The organism is Butyrivibrio sp. XB500-5 (assembly GCF_003625505.1).
In the GTDB taxonomy this organism is placed as follows: Bacteria; Bacillota; Clostridia; order Lachnospirales; family Lachnospiraceae; genus Butyrivibrio.
This window is the reverse complement of sequence record NZ_RAIS01000001.1, coordinates 184,920-200,491: the sequence shown is the minus strand read 5'-3', so window position 1 is coordinate 200,491 and position 15,572 is coordinate 184,920. Positions and strand designations below refer to the sequence as shown.

The 15,572-nt window shown below is 40.0% G+C and carries 10 protein-coding genes; all 10 read left to right on the top strand.

The annotated features are described in order from the left end of the window. Positions 1 to 387, top strand: a complete 387-nt coding sequence (locus D6856_RS00905; RefSeq protein WP_092243460.1) for a GntR family transcriptional regulator — start codon at positions 1 to 3, stop codon at positions 385 to 387. Continuing rightward, on the top strand, positions 384 to 1,289 hold the full coding sequence (locus tag D6856_RS00900; RefSeq protein WP_092243457.1) for an ABC transporter ATP-binding protein: 906 nt from the start codon (positions 384 to 386) through the stop codon (positions 1,287 to 1,289). The genes D6856_RS00905 and D6856_RS00900 overlap by 4 nt, the downstream gene beginning before the upstream one ends. Next, a complete protein-coding gene (locus D6856_RS00895; RefSeq protein WP_120685352.1) occupies positions 1,261 to 3,444 on the top strand; it encodes a DUF6449 domain-containing protein in 2,184 nt (727 codons plus the stop codon). Before D6856_RS00900 ends, D6856_RS00895 begins: the two co-directional genes overlap by 29 nt. After that, positions 3,441 to 4,373 carry a carbohydrate ABC transporter permease gene (locus D6856_RS00890; RefSeq protein WP_243113979.1) on the top strand — a complete coding sequence of 311 codons (933 nt, stop codon included), beginning with the start codon at positions 3,441 to 3,443 and terminating at the stop codon, positions 4,371 to 4,373. Before D6856_RS00895 ends, D6856_RS00890 begins: the two co-directional genes overlap by 4 nt. Before the next feature lie 4 nt (positions 4,374 to 4,377). Beyond that, on the top strand, positions 4,378 to 5,310 hold the full coding sequence (locus tag D6856_RS00885; RefSeq protein ID WP_243113978.1) for a carbohydrate ABC transporter permease: 933 nt from the start codon (positions 4,378 to 4,380) through the stop codon (positions 5,308 to 5,310). Continuing rightward, positions 5,307 to 6,830 (top strand): efflux RND transporter periplasmic adaptor subunit, encoded by a 1,524-nt coding sequence (locus D6856_RS00880; RefSeq protein WP_092243452.1) that lies wholly within the window; start codon positions 5,307 to 5,309, stop codon positions 6,828 to 6,830. The genes D6856_RS00885 and D6856_RS00880 overlap by 4 nt, the downstream gene beginning before the upstream one ends. Positions 6,831 to 6,835: 5 nt before the next feature. Beyond that, positions 6,836 to 8,113: an ABC transporter permease gene (locus tag D6856_RS00875; RefSeq protein WP_120685351.1), complete on the top strand. Its 1,278-nt coding sequence runs from the start codon at positions 6,836 to 6,838 to the stop codon at positions 8,111 to 8,113. A 4-nt stretch (positions 8,114 to 8,117) separates the two neighbouring features. Further along, positions 8,118 to 10,694: an ABC transporter substrate-binding protein gene (locus D6856_RS00870; protein WP_120685350.1), complete on the top strand. Its 2,577-nt coding sequence runs from the start codon at positions 8,118 to 8,120 to the stop codon at positions 10,692 to 10,694. Between the two features lie 93 nt (positions 10,695 to 10,787). Further along, positions 10,788 to 13,136, top strand: a complete 2,349-nt coding sequence (locus tag D6856_RS00865) for a hypothetical protein (protein ID WP_120685349.1) — start codon at positions 10,788 to 10,790, stop codon at positions 13,134 to 13,136. 57 nt (positions 13,137 to 13,193) lie between these two features. Further along, positions 13,194 to 15,458, top strand: a complete 2,265-nt coding sequence (locus D6856_RS00860; protein WP_147367789.1) for an ABC transporter substrate-binding protein — start codon at positions 13,194 to 13,196, stop codon at positions 15,456 to 15,458. Positions 15,459 to 15,572: the final 114 nt, after the last annotated feature.

Sequence of the window (15,572 nt, the reverse complement as noted above, 5' to 3'; positions counted from 1 at the left end):
ATGAAGATTATTGATTACCAAGATAGCAGACCAATCTATGAACAAATAGCAGAGAGTTTCAAGATGCAGATTCTTAAGGGAATCCTGCAGGCCGACGACCAGATGCCGTCGGTGAGAAGTCTTGCTATGGAATTGTCGACCAATCCCAATACTGTACAGAAAGCCTACACAGAGCTTGAACGTGAGGGCTTTATCTATACCGTTAAGGGTAGGGGCAATTTTGTTAAAGGAGACGCACTCCTTAAGGACAACAAGAAAGTTGAACTTATAGAGGAGATTGCAGGTCTGTTCAAAGAAGCAGAAGAGATAGGTATAACTTTTGACGAGATCATTAATGAAGTAAAGATGTACCTTTCCGGAATGATCAAAGGAGGAGGAACGACATGATCGAATTAATTGATCTTGAAAAATCTTTTGATGAAATCAAAGCCGTTAATCGTGTTTCACTGAGTATTAAAGATGGGGAAGTTTTTGGACTCGTTGGAACAAACGGTGCAGGAAAGAGTACAATCTTAAGAACTATTTCGGGAGTTATAAGACCGGATCAGGGAGTCGTTCTGGTTGATAAGAGACCGGTTTTCGACAATCCCGATGTCAAGAAGGATTTATTCTACATCTCGGATGAGCAGTATTTCCTTCCGAACAGCACACCCGAAGAGATGGCTGATTACTATGAAGGAGTCTATGCAAACTTTGATAAATTGCGATTCTTCAAATTGGCCCAGGGGTTCGGACTTGATGTAAAGAGAAAGATAGTCAATTTTTCAAAAGGTATGAAAAAGCAGGTTTCCATTTTACTTGGAATCTGTGCGGGGACTAAATATCTTTTGTGCGATGAGACATTTGACGGTCTTGATCCTGTTGTAAGACAAGGCGTTAAGAGTCTATTTGCTGCCGAGATGGCAGACAGAGGACTTACTCCCATCATAGCTTCTCATAATTTAAGAGAACTTGAGGATATATGTGATCATGTAGGACTCCTTCATTTGGGCGGAGTGATCCTTTCTGAGGACATCGCCGATATGAAGGTTGGCATGCAGAAGGTTCAATGCGTATTTGAGTCTGAAGACAATGAGAGAAATGCTCTTGAAGGACTCGATGTAATGCTTCATGAGAAACGCGGACGCCTTCATACACTCACTATAAGAGGTGAGAGAGAAGAAATCGAGAATGCATTTAAGAGAGGAAATCCGATTTTCTTTGAAATACTGGCACTTACATTGGAAGAGATCTTTATTAGTGAGACGGAGGTAGTTGGATATGACATCCGTAAATTTATCCTTGAGTGATAGGATCAAGAACAGAAAGAATTACATAAACAGAACTCTGTGGACGTCACTTATCGCATTACCGCTCATGGCAATTTACTATATTTTCGGTATGGTCTTGACTATCACAAGGACCATTAACTATGCCGAAGTATCCGGACAGAGTGCGGAGAAGTTTTATAACTCCAAGCTGGACGCGGTCATTGTGGTTATGGGCTTTAAGCAGATAGGATGGCTTCTTGCAATGTTTGTTGCCATTATGTTTGCATATCAGGGATTTTCATATCTCTTTTCACAGAGTAAGCTTGATTTTTATTTAAGTCAGCCAACGACAAGGCATCAGAGAATAAGAAAGAACTTTGCCAATGCGATCGGTACATTTACACTTATGTACATTGCGGTAGAGGTTATTGGACTTATTGTTGCCGCATGCTTTGGCGCGGTAAACGGACCGGTGCTCCTTAATGTGTTGGTTGAAACAATCCGCACGATAATAACGTTTGTTGTAGTTTATTCGGTTACTGTACTCGCTATGTTTCTTAGTGGTAATTTCCCGACTGCGATCCTACTTACGGGATTCTTTGCATTCCTTCCGGGTATTATCAGCTTAGAGCTTGTTCAGTTAAAGCAGATGTTTTTCGCGACCTTCTCGAGTGAATCCGAGACCAATGTATATCTGTCACCTTTGGCCGACAGGGTATTCTCTACGAGTGCAGCTCATGATTATATTGAGAAGCTCAATTACAATCAAAACTGCAAAGCGGTATTTGAGTTTTTGAAAAGCAACATGATTCGCGATCTGGATACTATTTTGGTCGGTATTATAGCGATCGTTTTACTCATATTTGTCAGCAAGGTAAGAAAAGCCGAAGATACCGGAAAGAGTATTATCTTCAGACCGTTCAGATGGTTTGTAAAGATCTCTATATGTGTGGTATCAGGACTGTTCGCTATATCCTTAATGACTAACATTGCCTTTTCCAAGCAAAATACAAGAACATATTTGCTTATGTGCGTGATCATGGTAATAACCGCTGTTATAGTAGGATGTATTGTTGAAGTTTTGTTTGATAACAATAACATCAAGAGCTTTAACAAGGGAATTGCTCAGACACTTATGGCTGTTGCCGTTTTATTCCTTATTTTTATGATCCACAAGGGTGATCTGTGCGGCTTTGACAGCTATATACCCAATACAGATTCAATTGAAAGTTGTGCATTCCTTGACGGTCCGATCTCATATGAGTACTACGAAAATAATGGAAATATCTATTCGGACTATGCCGAAGAAAATATGCGCATTACCGATGTAGATCTATTTGTTGATATCGCTAAGATCGGAATGGCAACAATTAAGAACACCAAGCAGGAAATGAATGAATCCGGAAGGTATCGAGATAGCGGATGGAACAGAACAATTCTGTACAGATTGAAGAACGGAAAGAAAGTATACAGGGAGATAACAATCCCTTACGATATCGATCCTGAGCTCATGGACAGAATGGTTTCCGGAGAAGAGTTTATAAAGGGCGAGTTCCCTTGTTTTAATGACGATCGTTTCAGAGCTCTTGATAAGGAAAAGGATAATCGTACCGTTGAATATACCAATGGATTGGAAGCAGCATCTACTACCAAGCTTAGTTATGAGGAAATAAGCGATGCTTACAGAAAAGATCTGCTTGAGAATTACAGCTTTACACTGTGCAAAGAAGAACTTCCTATCGGACAGATCGTATTTTCTTCCACAAGCAAGAACTTTTTTGCCGATGCGCGCTTTGATGTGTATGCGGGCTTTACCAATACGATAGAAGCATTGAAGAAGTATGAAGTTTTTGTTCCTGCAGAATATGATATTTCCAAGATCGATTCCGTTACGGTTTACAACTATTATTCGGGATTTGACGTTGAAAGTATGACTCAGGAAGAAAGAGACAAACTTATCGCCAATCAGGTAAAGGTTACATATACGGATAAGAAACAGATACAGCAGATATTGGATTCAATGTTTAATTATTCATTCCCCGGTGAATGGTATAACCATGGATCATATTTCTCACCGCAGTATTCGATTGATATAAATAGCGGAAGGACAGTATACGGCGGTTACGGAAACGGATTTTTCAGTTTTAAACCCGGCGAAGTACCGGAATTTGTAGTTAAGGACACCAATAAGTGAAGTTAGGCAGCATTTTTAAGAAACAGAATATAGTCAAAAGAGATGTTTTTAAAAAGAAAAAACTGACGGCAAATGATAGGAAAAGCCTTATTTCCTGGCTTTTCCTGATGCCTTCGCTACTGGGCGTACTTTTATTCTTTGTTGCTCCGTTCTGCGTGGTTATATATTATTCCTTTATCAATAACCCGATCCAAAAAGTTTTTGTTGGTTTTAGCAACTACGCAAATGTATGGAACAATGAGGCGTTTGGCGCCGCAGCAATGAACACCCTTAAGTTTTCATTTACAGCCGTCCCGTTGGCAGTTGTTTTTTCACTGTTTCTGGCGGCTGTAATGGAATCGAGGATTCCTTTTAAAAGTTATTTCAGATCTTTTTTCCTGAGCCCTCTTATGGTACCGACGGCTTCCATAGTACTTATTTGGCAGGTAATGTTTAATTACAACGGTATTGTCAATAAGTTCCTTATGGTATTCGGAAACAATAAGATTGATTGGCTTAAGTCGGATCAGGCACATATAGTTATAGTACTTCTTTTTCTTTGGAAGAATCTCGGATATAACATGATTCTTTTTATGTCTGCACTTGCAAGCATTCCAAAGGACCTGTTGGAAGTTGCTGCCCTGGAGAATGCCAATAAGTTACAGATATTCTGGTATATCAAGATCAGATATATGTCTTCGACAATTCTCTTTGTAGCGATCATGTCGCTAATCAATTCCTTTAAGGTTTTCAGGGAAGTGTATTTGATGACGGGAGATTACCCATATCGTTCAATGTATATGCTCCAGCATTTTATGAACAATACATTTGCTTCGCTTGATTATCAAAAGCTGTCATCGGCGGCAATCATAATGTTTGTTGTAGTGAGTATACTTGTCTACTTCATGTACAAACTAGAGGATAGATACGGCAAGGACATTGAAGGTTAGTAATATGGAAAACGTCATTCAGAAGAAATATTTTGAAAAACTTCATAAGAGACGGGAAATGTCCGATAGGACAAAAACAATTTTGGTTACTGTCTGTGCGATCGTGTTTGCATTTATATTTTTGCTTCCGATCATATTGACCGTCAGCAATTCCTTTATGGAGCCGACGGAGATCAAAGCCAATTACGGAAGCATATTTGAGACTTCGGAAAAAGGCGGAAAGACCTTTGTTTCCAAGACGGTAAACCTTAAGCTCATTCCGGATATGGTTACATTTTCACAGTACTATATAGTACTTTTCAAGAGTCCGGAATACTTACTTAAATTTTGGAATTCGGTTATATATACAGTTCCGATAGTTGTTATACAGCTACTTATAGCGACGCTGGCTTCTTATGGATTTGCGCGGTATGACAACAAAATAAAATCGGCTCTGTTTTTTGGATATATTACATTGATGTTGATGCCTTATCAGGTAACACTTGTTCCGAACTTTTTGGTATCCAAATGGCTCGGAACCTATGACACAATATGGGCTATATTGCTTCCGGGATTCTTTTCCCCGTTTGCGGTATTTCTTTTGACCAAGTTCATGAGAAGGATACCCAAGGAAGTAATTGAAGCCGCGGCTATAGACGGAGCGGGAGAATGGGAAGTGTTTTCAAAGATCTGTACGCCGCTCTGTAAAGGTGGAATAGCGTCGATTGCGATCCTGTTATTTTTCGATTACTGGAACATGGTTGAACAACCGCTGATCCTGTTAACGAATACGGATATGCATCCGCTGTCGGTGTTTTTGTCAAAGATCAACGAAGGTGAGATAAGCCTTGCCTTTGCTGTTGCAGTTATATATCTTGTTCCTCCGTTACTAATATTTTTATACGGAGAGGACTATTTGGTTGAAGGAATATCATACCAAGGAGGAATTAAGGGATGAACGAAGTTATCGAGAATCAGAATAAAGAAAAAGCATCCAGAAAAGACATTATCAAGAACGTTGCAATTGGCTTCTTGTCCGTAATGCTTGTTCTTACATTCTTTTCCAATACGATCATGAATTATTCGCTTCCGCAGGTCGCATCACAGCAGATCTCAAGCGGACCTGTATCACCGCAGGTAAGAGGAACGGGCGATGTTAACGCCGAGGATCCTTACAATGTCACGGTAAAAGAGACCAGAAAGATCTCCGGTGTTGCCGTAAAGGAAGGCGATCACGTCGAAGAGGGCGATGTTATCTATTATCTTGAGGATAAGGAATCGACTGAGCTTGCAGAAGCAAAGACACAGCTTGACGAATTCGAGCTTACTTATGAACAGGCTCTTTTTTCGGGAGATATTCCCGACGAGGTTATCTCAAGTGTCAGAAACGGAAAGAAATCCAGCTATGATTCATTTCAGGCTGAGCTCAAAGCTGTAAAAGATACATATGAGGCAGCGCTTGATGCCGATGAAGAAGCTCAGGCTGTTGTAGATTATCTTACACAGAAAAAAGCTTATGATGGCGCAGGAACGGCTTATAATGCGGCCACACCGAATTATGAGCTTGCACAGGCACAGGCCGATCAGGCGGGAGTTGATCCTGAAGATGAGGATCGTTCCGAGGATCTTGAGAAAAAGATTGCAGAGCTTGAAAAGAATGCAGCTCAGCTCGGAACATACGGAGATCAGCTTTCATTTAGCTACGATCAAAAGCTTGCCATGGCACAGGATAACAAGAATAAGACAGCCCAGGCACTTAAGGACGCCGAGAAGGATAAAGATGAGCTATTAAAGAGTATCAATACAGAGATCAGCTTAAGTTCACTTCGCGACAAGATCGCAACTCAGAAGGAAAAAGTAGATAAGCTTGAATCAGACTCCGTAGGTGCTTCGGTTAAAGCTCCTGTTGCCGGCGTTATTTCATCACTTGCCAAAGCTTCCGGAGAGTCAACCGCAGCCGATGAAACAATTGCAGTCATCCAGGTTGACGGCAAGGATATGACAACAAGCTTTTCTGTTCCCAACAATCAGGCTCAGAAGCTTAAGGTCGGAGATGCGGCTAAGCCTCAGAATCAGTGGCAGTTCGGTGATGACTTCAAGGCAACACTTACTTCAATTAAGAATGACAAGACTGATCCTGCAGGTAAAAAGGTGCTTACTTTCAAGATTGAAAGTCCCGAGGTTCAGCCCGGTCAGAGCATTGCACTTACTATCGGAGAAAGATCTAAGGACTACGATATGATCGTTCCAAAGAGTGCGATCAAGTCTGACTCAAACGGTAAGTTCGTCCTTGCCGTTGTGGGTAAATCAAGTCCTCTCGGAAACAGATATATTGCAACCAGAATTGATGTTAACGTAGAAGCTGAGGATGATAAAAACGCTGCCATCACAGGTTCACTTGAGGGAAACGAATATGTCATCACAACAGCAACCAAACCGGTTAAAGCAGGAGAACAGGTAAGACTGGCAGACGAGTAATAGTAATGAAAACCGATAAAATATTAGCGTTTATAAACAGAATAAAGGAAAAAGCATTAAAGTCAAAAAAGATCGTGCTTCTGGTTATTCTTTTGCTCCTTGTGGATATTATTTTGGGACTTATCTCAAGGTATCTTACGGGGCTTTTACCGGAGCAGCACGAAGCCGAAAGATGGTCCGAAGACAGAAGAATGGCTCAGGTGTCAGTCTTTTTTACGGAGGATCAGCTGATAGATCAGGACTTCATCAAAAAGATGGAATTTAACTTTGGTCAGATGCTTGTTAACGACGGAATAGTATCCGAAGAAGATGCGGCAAGCGGAAAGTCTGCCAAGCCTCAGATCGTTGAGACAATAGATGTTTCCAAAACAGGCGAAGAAAATGCTTCCTCAGGGGAAGGAGCTTCTAAGAATGAGGCGTGTCTTTTTACAAGTTGCTATTCGGCGCAGGGAATTACAACAATGTCTTTTGAAAAGAAGACTGCAGAGAATGTTACGACTATAGGAGTCGGCGGAGATTTTTTTCTCTTTCACCCTCTTGAACTGGTGAGCGGTCAGTTTTTTGGAGCAAATGACCTTATGCAGGACGGCGTTGTTATAGACGAGGATCTTGCATGGCAGCTTTTTGGTTCCAATGATGTTGCGGGACAGATGATCACCATAAATGAAGTTCCGCATTATGTCACCGGAGTTGTCAAAAGACAAGAGGGAAAGATGAGTGAGGCTTCAGGCCTTAATGCATCTATGGCGTACATATCGTATGACAGTTTATGTAAGTACGGTACGATCCTGAGCGGAAGAACCAAAAATGTTCAGCTTTCCGAGGATGGCAAGTCTGCCAATTTCGGTGGGATCAATTGCTATGAGATAGTTTCTCCCAATCCCGTAGACGGACTTGTTAAAAAAGATATTACCGAGAGTACCGGACTCGATCAAAGATATATTTCCGTAATTGATAATACGGACAGATTTACTTTTTTTTCACTGATAAATGTAATTTCAACTTTTATCACAAGAAGTATGTGGAACAAAGCTATCTTTTATCCATACTGGGAGAATGCTGCCAGAGGGTATGAAGATATATTGGCTCTGATTCTTTTGATCAGACTTATCTGCAGAGCCACGCTCATATTGATGGCCGTGATCTTTATTGTCAATCTCTACAGACATAAGACATGGACTGTATCGGGGGTAGTAAGCTATCTTTCTGATAAAAAATATGATTACGAAGTAAGACGCAAAGAAAAGAAAGAAAACAAACTTAAGGAAAAAGAAGAGGAATGAGATTATGAAAATGAAGGGGATCTTGAAAAAGTCTGTTACGGTAGCTCTTATTACCGTAATGACTGTAGCAGCTGTTACAGGCTGCGGAAAAGGAAAGAAGAAAAACGATGACAGTATCCTGAATGAGGCCGTTAACGGTTCTAAGGATTATGTTTATAAGGTTGAGGATATCGATATCGGCGATAAAAAGATCAATGGATATCCTACCGGAATTGATGTTATCGGTGACAAGGTATATATTGCTACCGGAAACTATGATGAAAACAACACTCAGATCATTACCTTTAATACAGACGGAAGCAATGTAGAGTTTATTGATATTCCGACCAATAAAGGTGAGTATTATTCAAGTTTTGCATTTCTTCCCGATGGAAGCTTTTATGCATGTCTTTCAATCTCATCATATGATGAGGAGGAAGGACAGCCTCAGACTTTAGAGGGCGGTGAGGCTTCATCTGAGGCATCCGTTGATGAGGCAGCCGAAGAAAGTTCCAAGGATGCTTCAAAAGATGATGCAGCTGCCAAGGATGCATCTAAAGAGGATGAAAAGACAGATTCCAAGAAGGCTCCTGCGGACGCTGCATCAGAAGCTTCTTCCAAGGATAAGGACGATGCTGCCAAAGATGCATCTAAGGATGATGCGACAGGTGATGCTTCAGCTGAAGGTTCTTCCGAGGAAGGCTCAGAGGTACATGAAGAAGGAATGGGCTTCTACGAAGGCGGAGAAGAGCAGATATTCCTTGTTAAGTTAGATAACAAAGGAAATGTACTTGATAAAGTTGATATTACTTCAAAGGGTGGCGATGACGGATATTTCAGCATAAGATCCTTACTTGTATTGGATGACGGAAAGCTCCTTATTTCATCAACCAAGGGTATTGAGACATATTCAGACGGAGGAGACTTTAAGTCACTTGTGTCTGTCGATAACGGCAACGATCCTTATATGGATTCATATGCTCTTTATAAAGGAGCTAACGGCCAGATTTATGCCCAGAATTATGGAGATACCGGCGTCAATATTCGAAAGTTTGATCCGGAAAACGGTGAATTTTCAGATCCTATTGAAAGCTTTACCAAAGATTATGGTTATGCTTCAAATCTTTTTGGCGGAAAAGGATACGATATCTATCTGGCAACCGAGAATGCTTTCTGCGGTTATGACGCAAGCAAAAATGAGATCGTTAAGCTTATGGATTACATCGACTCCGATATTGAAACCGATTACACTATTCCCGCAGCTTATGCTATAAGCGATAAAGAATTCATATCTGTTATACCCGGATTTGAAGACGATTATAAGCTTGTAAGACTTACCAAGATTCCCGCAGATCAGGTTAAAGATAAAAAAGTGATCACGATCGGCGGCGTATATATTGATTACAAGTTCAGAGAGAAGGTGGTTAAGTTCAATCAGGCAAGCGATGAGTATAAGATTAAGCTTGTTGATTATTCCAAGTTCAATAGTGATGAAAATTGGAATGCCGGATATCAGCAGTTTGATATGGATATCGTATCGGGAAATGTACCTGATATAATTGCTCTTTCTTCGGATCAGCCTATTGAAAAGTATCGTAATAAAGGTGTGTTTATGGATCTTAAGCCTTTATTTGATAAGGATGAAGATCTAAAAGGAATTGAGATTCTTCCCAATATCCTTAAGGCAATGACTACCGGAGATAAGATGTATACGGTTATTCCCGAATTTATGGTAGGAACTATGATAACCAGAGCCAGATTCGCTGAGGGAAAGAACAGCCTTACATATCAGGACTGCGAAGATATCATGAAGCAGAATAATGTAACTTATCAAACCGCATATGGCCTTACCGATAAGAAGACTGCACTTGGAATGGGCATTATCTTTGCCGGTGATAAGTATATGGATACTCCCAATAAGAAGTGTTCATTTGAATCGGATGGATTTATAAAGCTCCTTGAGTTTGCAAATAACTTCCCTAACGAAATGGATTATGAAAAATACGATGAATATGAGGGCTACTATAAAACCAACAAGGCTCTTTTCGCATTTGCCGATTTTTCACGTTTCGGAGATTATAAGAGATATAAGCAGGGAATCTTCGGAGATGATATAGCATTAGTGGGACTTCCCAACGATGAAGGAGTTAACGAGGCAGCTATTTATCCTACAGGAATGTATGCGATCAGTGCGCAGACTAAGTATCCTGAAATTGCCTGGGATTTCGTAAAATCATTCTTTACGGATGAGTACCAGAATAACATAGAATATGGCTTTCCTATAACTAAGTCAGCTTTTGAAGAGGCCAAGAAAAAATCATTGGAAAGACCTTACAAAATGGTTGACGGTAAGAAAGAGTATGAAGATGACATTTATTATATAGACGGTAAAGAAGTAACTCTTTCACCTCTCACACAGGAAGAAGCGGATATCGTAGCTGATTATGTTCTTTCCATAGATAAGTTCTATGACTATAACACGGATGTCCATAATATCATAACCGAAGAAGCCGAAGCATATTTTAGCGGTCAGAAGAGTGCCGAGGAAGTGGCTAAGATCATTCAGAGTAGAATCAATATTTACATCAATGAGAATAGCTGATCCCGACTGATATTAATACAAATGTCATGGGGGACGCCCCATGACATTTGTGATTTATAGATACGTTTGTAAAAGGAAAAGAGGTGTGTATATATGAAGATAAAAGGTATCTTAAAAAGAGGCCTTAGCTTTGCTATGGTCTTTTCTATGGCAGCATCGGTACTTGTCGGCTGCGGTAATTCCAAAAAGAAAAACGAAGAGAGCGTTCTTCAAAAAGAAAGCTCCGGTTCAAAAGAATATGTTTATAAGACAGAAGACATTAATCTTGACGGTATAGACTTTGAAGGGGCAAATATTTGCGGCCTTAAATCTGTAGGGGATAAGATTGAGCTGGTCGCCACTTACAAAGACGGTAATGCAAAAGTTGTCACTTTTAATCCTGACGGTACAGACGTCCAAAGCAGCGATTTCTCTATAAACAAAGATGAGGAACTGTCATACGTGACTATAGATAATGACGGCGGCTTCTATGCTTTAAGAGAGGCTCCAAAAGGAGGCGATGCTTCATCCGAAGCTTCAACGGATGAGGATCTTCCTACGGCATCTGATAAGTTTTCGGTTGAAAACAAGGATCTTTTTATTGAGCAGTATGATGCTTCGGGAAAGGTTGTAAACAGTTTCGCTTGTCCCGATAAGTCTGCCGGCGGATATAATTTCAATGTTTTTAATCTTGCAATTTCCGGTGACGGTAAGCTATATGTTGCCGATACAGAAGGAATTCAGGAGGTTTCTTTTGACGGAGGCTTAAAGACCGTTATTGATACTCAGAAATCCGACAGCCCTTATAAAGAAAGTTATTTTAGGATATATGACGGAAAAGACAATCAAATCTATGCATATGATTTCGGCGGTACAGACAACGTGTTTAAGTTTGATCCCGCCAAAGGAGAGCTTTCGGAGCCTCTCGAAGAATTGAATGAAGTAACGGATTTCGGTATTTCTTTCTTCGGAGGAGCAGGCTATGACCTTTATATTTCGACAGGCGAAGCGATTTACGGTTATAGCGCTGAAAAGAAAGAAGCAGTTAAGCTTATCAATTATATAGACTCAGCGATAGAGCTTGATTCCGGTATTTCTACAATGACAGCTGTCGGTGACGGTGAGATTGTTGGAGCCATTCCGGGATTTGATTATAAATACAGTCTGGTCAGACTTACCAAGGTTCCTACTGATCAGGTAAAAGATAAAAAGATAATTACCTTGGGTGGTATCGCTATTGACTGGAGAGTAAGTCAGGAAGCCATTAAGTTTAATCGTACCAATGATGAATACCAGATAAAGATCGTTGATTATTCAAACGGTGAAAACACTGTTGACGGTTCGCACGATGAAGCCATCCAGAAATTTGATATGGATATCGTATCGGGAAATATTCCCGATATCATGGTGTTCTTTGATGAACAGCCATACAAAAAATATCAGAATAAAGGTCTTTTCTATGATTTAAAACCTTTGTTTGACAAGGACGAAGACCTTAAGGGGATAAAGTTCCTTCCTAACATGGAAAAGGCAATGATGACCGATGACGGTAAGTTATATTCGGTGTTTAATGAGTTCCTTATCGGAACAGTTCTCGCAGGTCAGAAAAATACCGGCGACAAGAAGACTTTATCATACAAAGACTGTGATGACATTATTTCTCAGACGGGTAATAAGTACGATCTTGCATTCGGACCGATGGATCAGAACACCGCACTTGAATACGGAATATTCTATGCGGGTGATAAGTTTGTTGATGTACAGAATAAGAAATGTGCTTTTGACAGTGATGAATTCAAGAAGCTTCTTGAATTTGCGGCTAAGTTCCCTGCGGAAATAGATTATGAAAAACTTGGGGAGGATTCATATAGCAATTACGGAAGCGGACAGTCGCTGTTTATGTATAAGCAGCTTTCCGGATACACCGATTACAGAACGCTTAAACGTGCTATTTTAGGAGATGAGATTTCATATATCGGTTGTCCCAATGATGAAGGCGTTAATGAATCGGTTATCATTCCCGATTGGAGATATGCGATCAGTGCCCAGTGTGAGTGTCCTGAAGTGGCATGGGATTTCCTCAAGAGATTTTGGTATGATGATTTCTATGCAAAAAGAAATTATGAATACGGTTTTCCTGTTACGGAAAGCGGACTAAAATTTGTTGCGGATAACTCTATGGATAATCCTTATACTATAAATGAAAGCGGAGAGAAAGAATACTACACTGATTCTTATCCTATAGGCGGTACGGATGTTAAGATCACACCTCTCAAACAGGAAGAAGTTGATTACCTTACCGACTTTATTCTTTCGGTAGATAAGGTTGATGGCAATGATCCCGAGATAAAGAAGATAGTTACGGAAGAAGCTGCAGCTTTCTTTAGCGGTCAAAAGAGCGCTGATGAAGTTGCAAAGATTATTCAGAACAGAGCTTCAATATATGTAAATGAAAGCAATTGATAGGGGAACCGATTGCCGATAAAAAATGTTTATAAAAGAAAGAGAGAAAACAACAATATGAAGGGGATTTTTAAAAGAGGCATAAGCATTATTATTACAGCGACAATGATAATGTCTGTTCTTACAGGCTGTGGAAAAGGAGGAGCCGCTAAGGGCTCTTCCGATTCCAAGGATGAAAACATTCTTCAAGAGGCAAGCACTCAGAAGAAAGACTATGTATTTAAGAGTGAAGACCTTGTTGTTGAAGGTCTTGAGCTTAGTCCGGAAGATTTTGTATCTGATATTTCATACATTGGTGACAGGATTTATTGTTCGATAATATCCGGACATTCAAGTTATAAATATGTATCTTTTGATACTGAAGGCGGTAATCTCACGAGCTTTACGCTTCCTACCGAAAATGCTGATTTCTATAAATATGAAAGTTTTATTTCTGACGGTAGCGGTGTGGCTTGCTATTATCAGAAGCAAAATGAAAATGATACTGCAAAGCAATCGATCGTCAGCTTTGACAATAAAGGAAACATAACTCAGACATATGATTGTTCTAAAATGCTGGAGGAGGATGATTCCTTTTTTGTAAATTCCTTGATCGAATTGGAGAACGGAACCATTTTGGCTATATCCGACAGAGGTCTTGAGACCTTTTCTTTTGATGAGGGATTTAAGAACGTAATAGAGATCGGAAAGCCGGGAGTTGAATATTTAAGTGATTATTCTCAGCTTCTTAAATCTGCGACAGATTGCGTTTTTGTTTGTTCTCAGGTAGATAATAAATTCTATGTTCAGATTTATGATGTCGAAAAAGGAGAACTATCTCCCAATGATACTGCCGAATTACCGGGCGTTGAACCCGGAACATTGTTATTTGCGGGAGCGGGACATGATTTTTATTTAAGTTCAGAGGATGCAATATCATGTTATGACCGTGAGCCTCACAAAATCGTTAAGCTTTTGGATTATTTGGATTCAGATCTGGGAATTAAAAATGCTCTTGATGCGGTATGTGCACTTAGCTATGATGAATTTATTACAGCCATTCCCGATAGTGCCGGCGGTGTTTCGATCAAGCGACTTACCAAGGTCCCTGCTGATCAGGTTAAAGAAAAGAAAATACTTACACTTGCAAGCACTGCGGTTGATAATACGATCAGTAGTGCAGTGACCAAATTCAATCAAGAAAATGATGAATATAAGATCAATCTCGTAGAGTACGTAGAGATGACCGATGAAGACTGGAGCGTCGGAATGCAGAAGCTGGATAAGGATATAGTTTCCGGTAATATTCCCGACATTATGGCATTTGGCACACAGCCGATCGAAAAATACAGTGATAAAGGACTTTTCGTCGATCTAAAGCCTTATTATGAAAAAGATAAAGATAAGATTGAGCTTCTTCCAAATGTTCTTAAGGCAATGACAACCGGAGATAAGATGTATGCTCTTATTCCTGATTTCACGGTGGGAACCGTCGTTACAAAGAAGAAATTTACAGACGGAAAAGATGTTTTGACTTTAAAAGACTGCGACGATCTGATCAAGGCTAAGAATACTTCTTATGAGATCGCATTCGGTTTTGCCACTCCGGAAGATATTCTGGGACTTGGACTTACTTGTGCTACGACCAATTATATTGACCTTGAAAACAAGAAATGTAATTTTGATTCCGATAGTTTTATTGAACTTCTTGAGTTTGCAAACAGATTCCCGAAGGAATTAAATTATCAGAAGTATGACAGTGAATCTGAAAAGTGGTTCAGACCGGATGTAGCTTTGTTCGAACCTCTTACTATTTCCGGATTTGATTATTTTAGGGCACATAAACAGGCGATTTTTGGTGAAGATATTGCATTCATAGGTTTTCCAAATGATGAAGGACAGAATGAGTCTCTTATCTATCCCGGTTCAAGGATCGCTATCAGTGCAAAATCACCATATCCCGATGCTGCATGGGAGTTTTTGAAGATACTACTTGATGATGAATTCCAAAACAATAAATATTTTTCATTCCCTTCAACAAAGGCAGGATTTGAAGCAGATGCCAAAAGTATGCTTGAACAGCCATATGATGATTATACCGGTGAAAAATTGGTTTGGACTATCGGCGATGTGACGACAGAGATCAAACCTCTTTCGCAGGAGGAAATTGATGAGCTTACCGATTATATATTATCTGTGGACAGAACGACGATCTATGATGGGGAAATTGCAACAATAATCCTTGAAGAAGCTGCGGCTTACTTCGCAGGTCAAAAGAGTGCCGAAGAAGTCGCCAAGATCATACAGAGTAGGACTCAGATCTATGTCAGCGAGAATGGTTGATTATTTTAGCTAAAATGGGCTAAATTGTATTTACAACTATTTCATTTTAACTGAGATGTGCTATAATTTTGTTTGTAACTGAAACCGCGAAGTATTGTGGAATGGGAGATTGAA

Bases quoted from the DNA above. Each gene is read 5' to 3' on its own strand.
- D6856_RS00885 (WP_243113978.1), top strand. From the start codon at position 4,378: ATGGAAAACGTCATTCAGAAGAAATATTTTGAAAAACTTCATAAGAGA.
- D6856_RS00870 (WP_120685350.1), top strand. From the start codon at position 8,118: ATGAAAATGAAGGGGATCTTGAAAAAGTCTGTTACGGTAGCTCTTATT.
- D6856_RS00880 (WP_092243452.1), top strand. From the start codon at position 5,307: ATGAACGAAGTTATCGAGAATCAGAATAAAGAAAAAGCATCCAGAAAA.
- D6856_RS00865 (WP_120685349.1), top strand. From the start codon at position 10,788: ATGAAGATAAAAGGTATCTTAAAAAGAGGCCTTAGCTTTGCTATGGTC.
- D6856_RS00875 (WP_120685351.1), top strand. From the start codon at position 6,836: ATGAAAACCGATAAAATATTAGCGTTTATAAACAGAATAAAGGAAAAA.
- D6856_RS00905 (WP_092243460.1), top strand. From the start codon at position 1: ATGAAGATTATTGATTACCAAGATAGCAGACCAATCTATGAACAAATA.
- D6856_RS00900 (WP_092243457.1), top strand. From the start codon at position 384: ATGATCGAATTAATTGATCTTGAAAAATCTTTTGATGAAATCAAAGCC.
- D6856_RS00860 (WP_147367789.1), top strand. From the start codon at position 13,194: ATGAAGGGGATTTTTAAAAGAGGCATAAGCATTATTATTACAGCGACA.
- D6856_RS00895 (WP_120685352.1), top strand. From the start codon at position 1,261: ATGACATCCGTAAATTTATCCTTGAGTGATAGGATCAAGAACAGAAAG.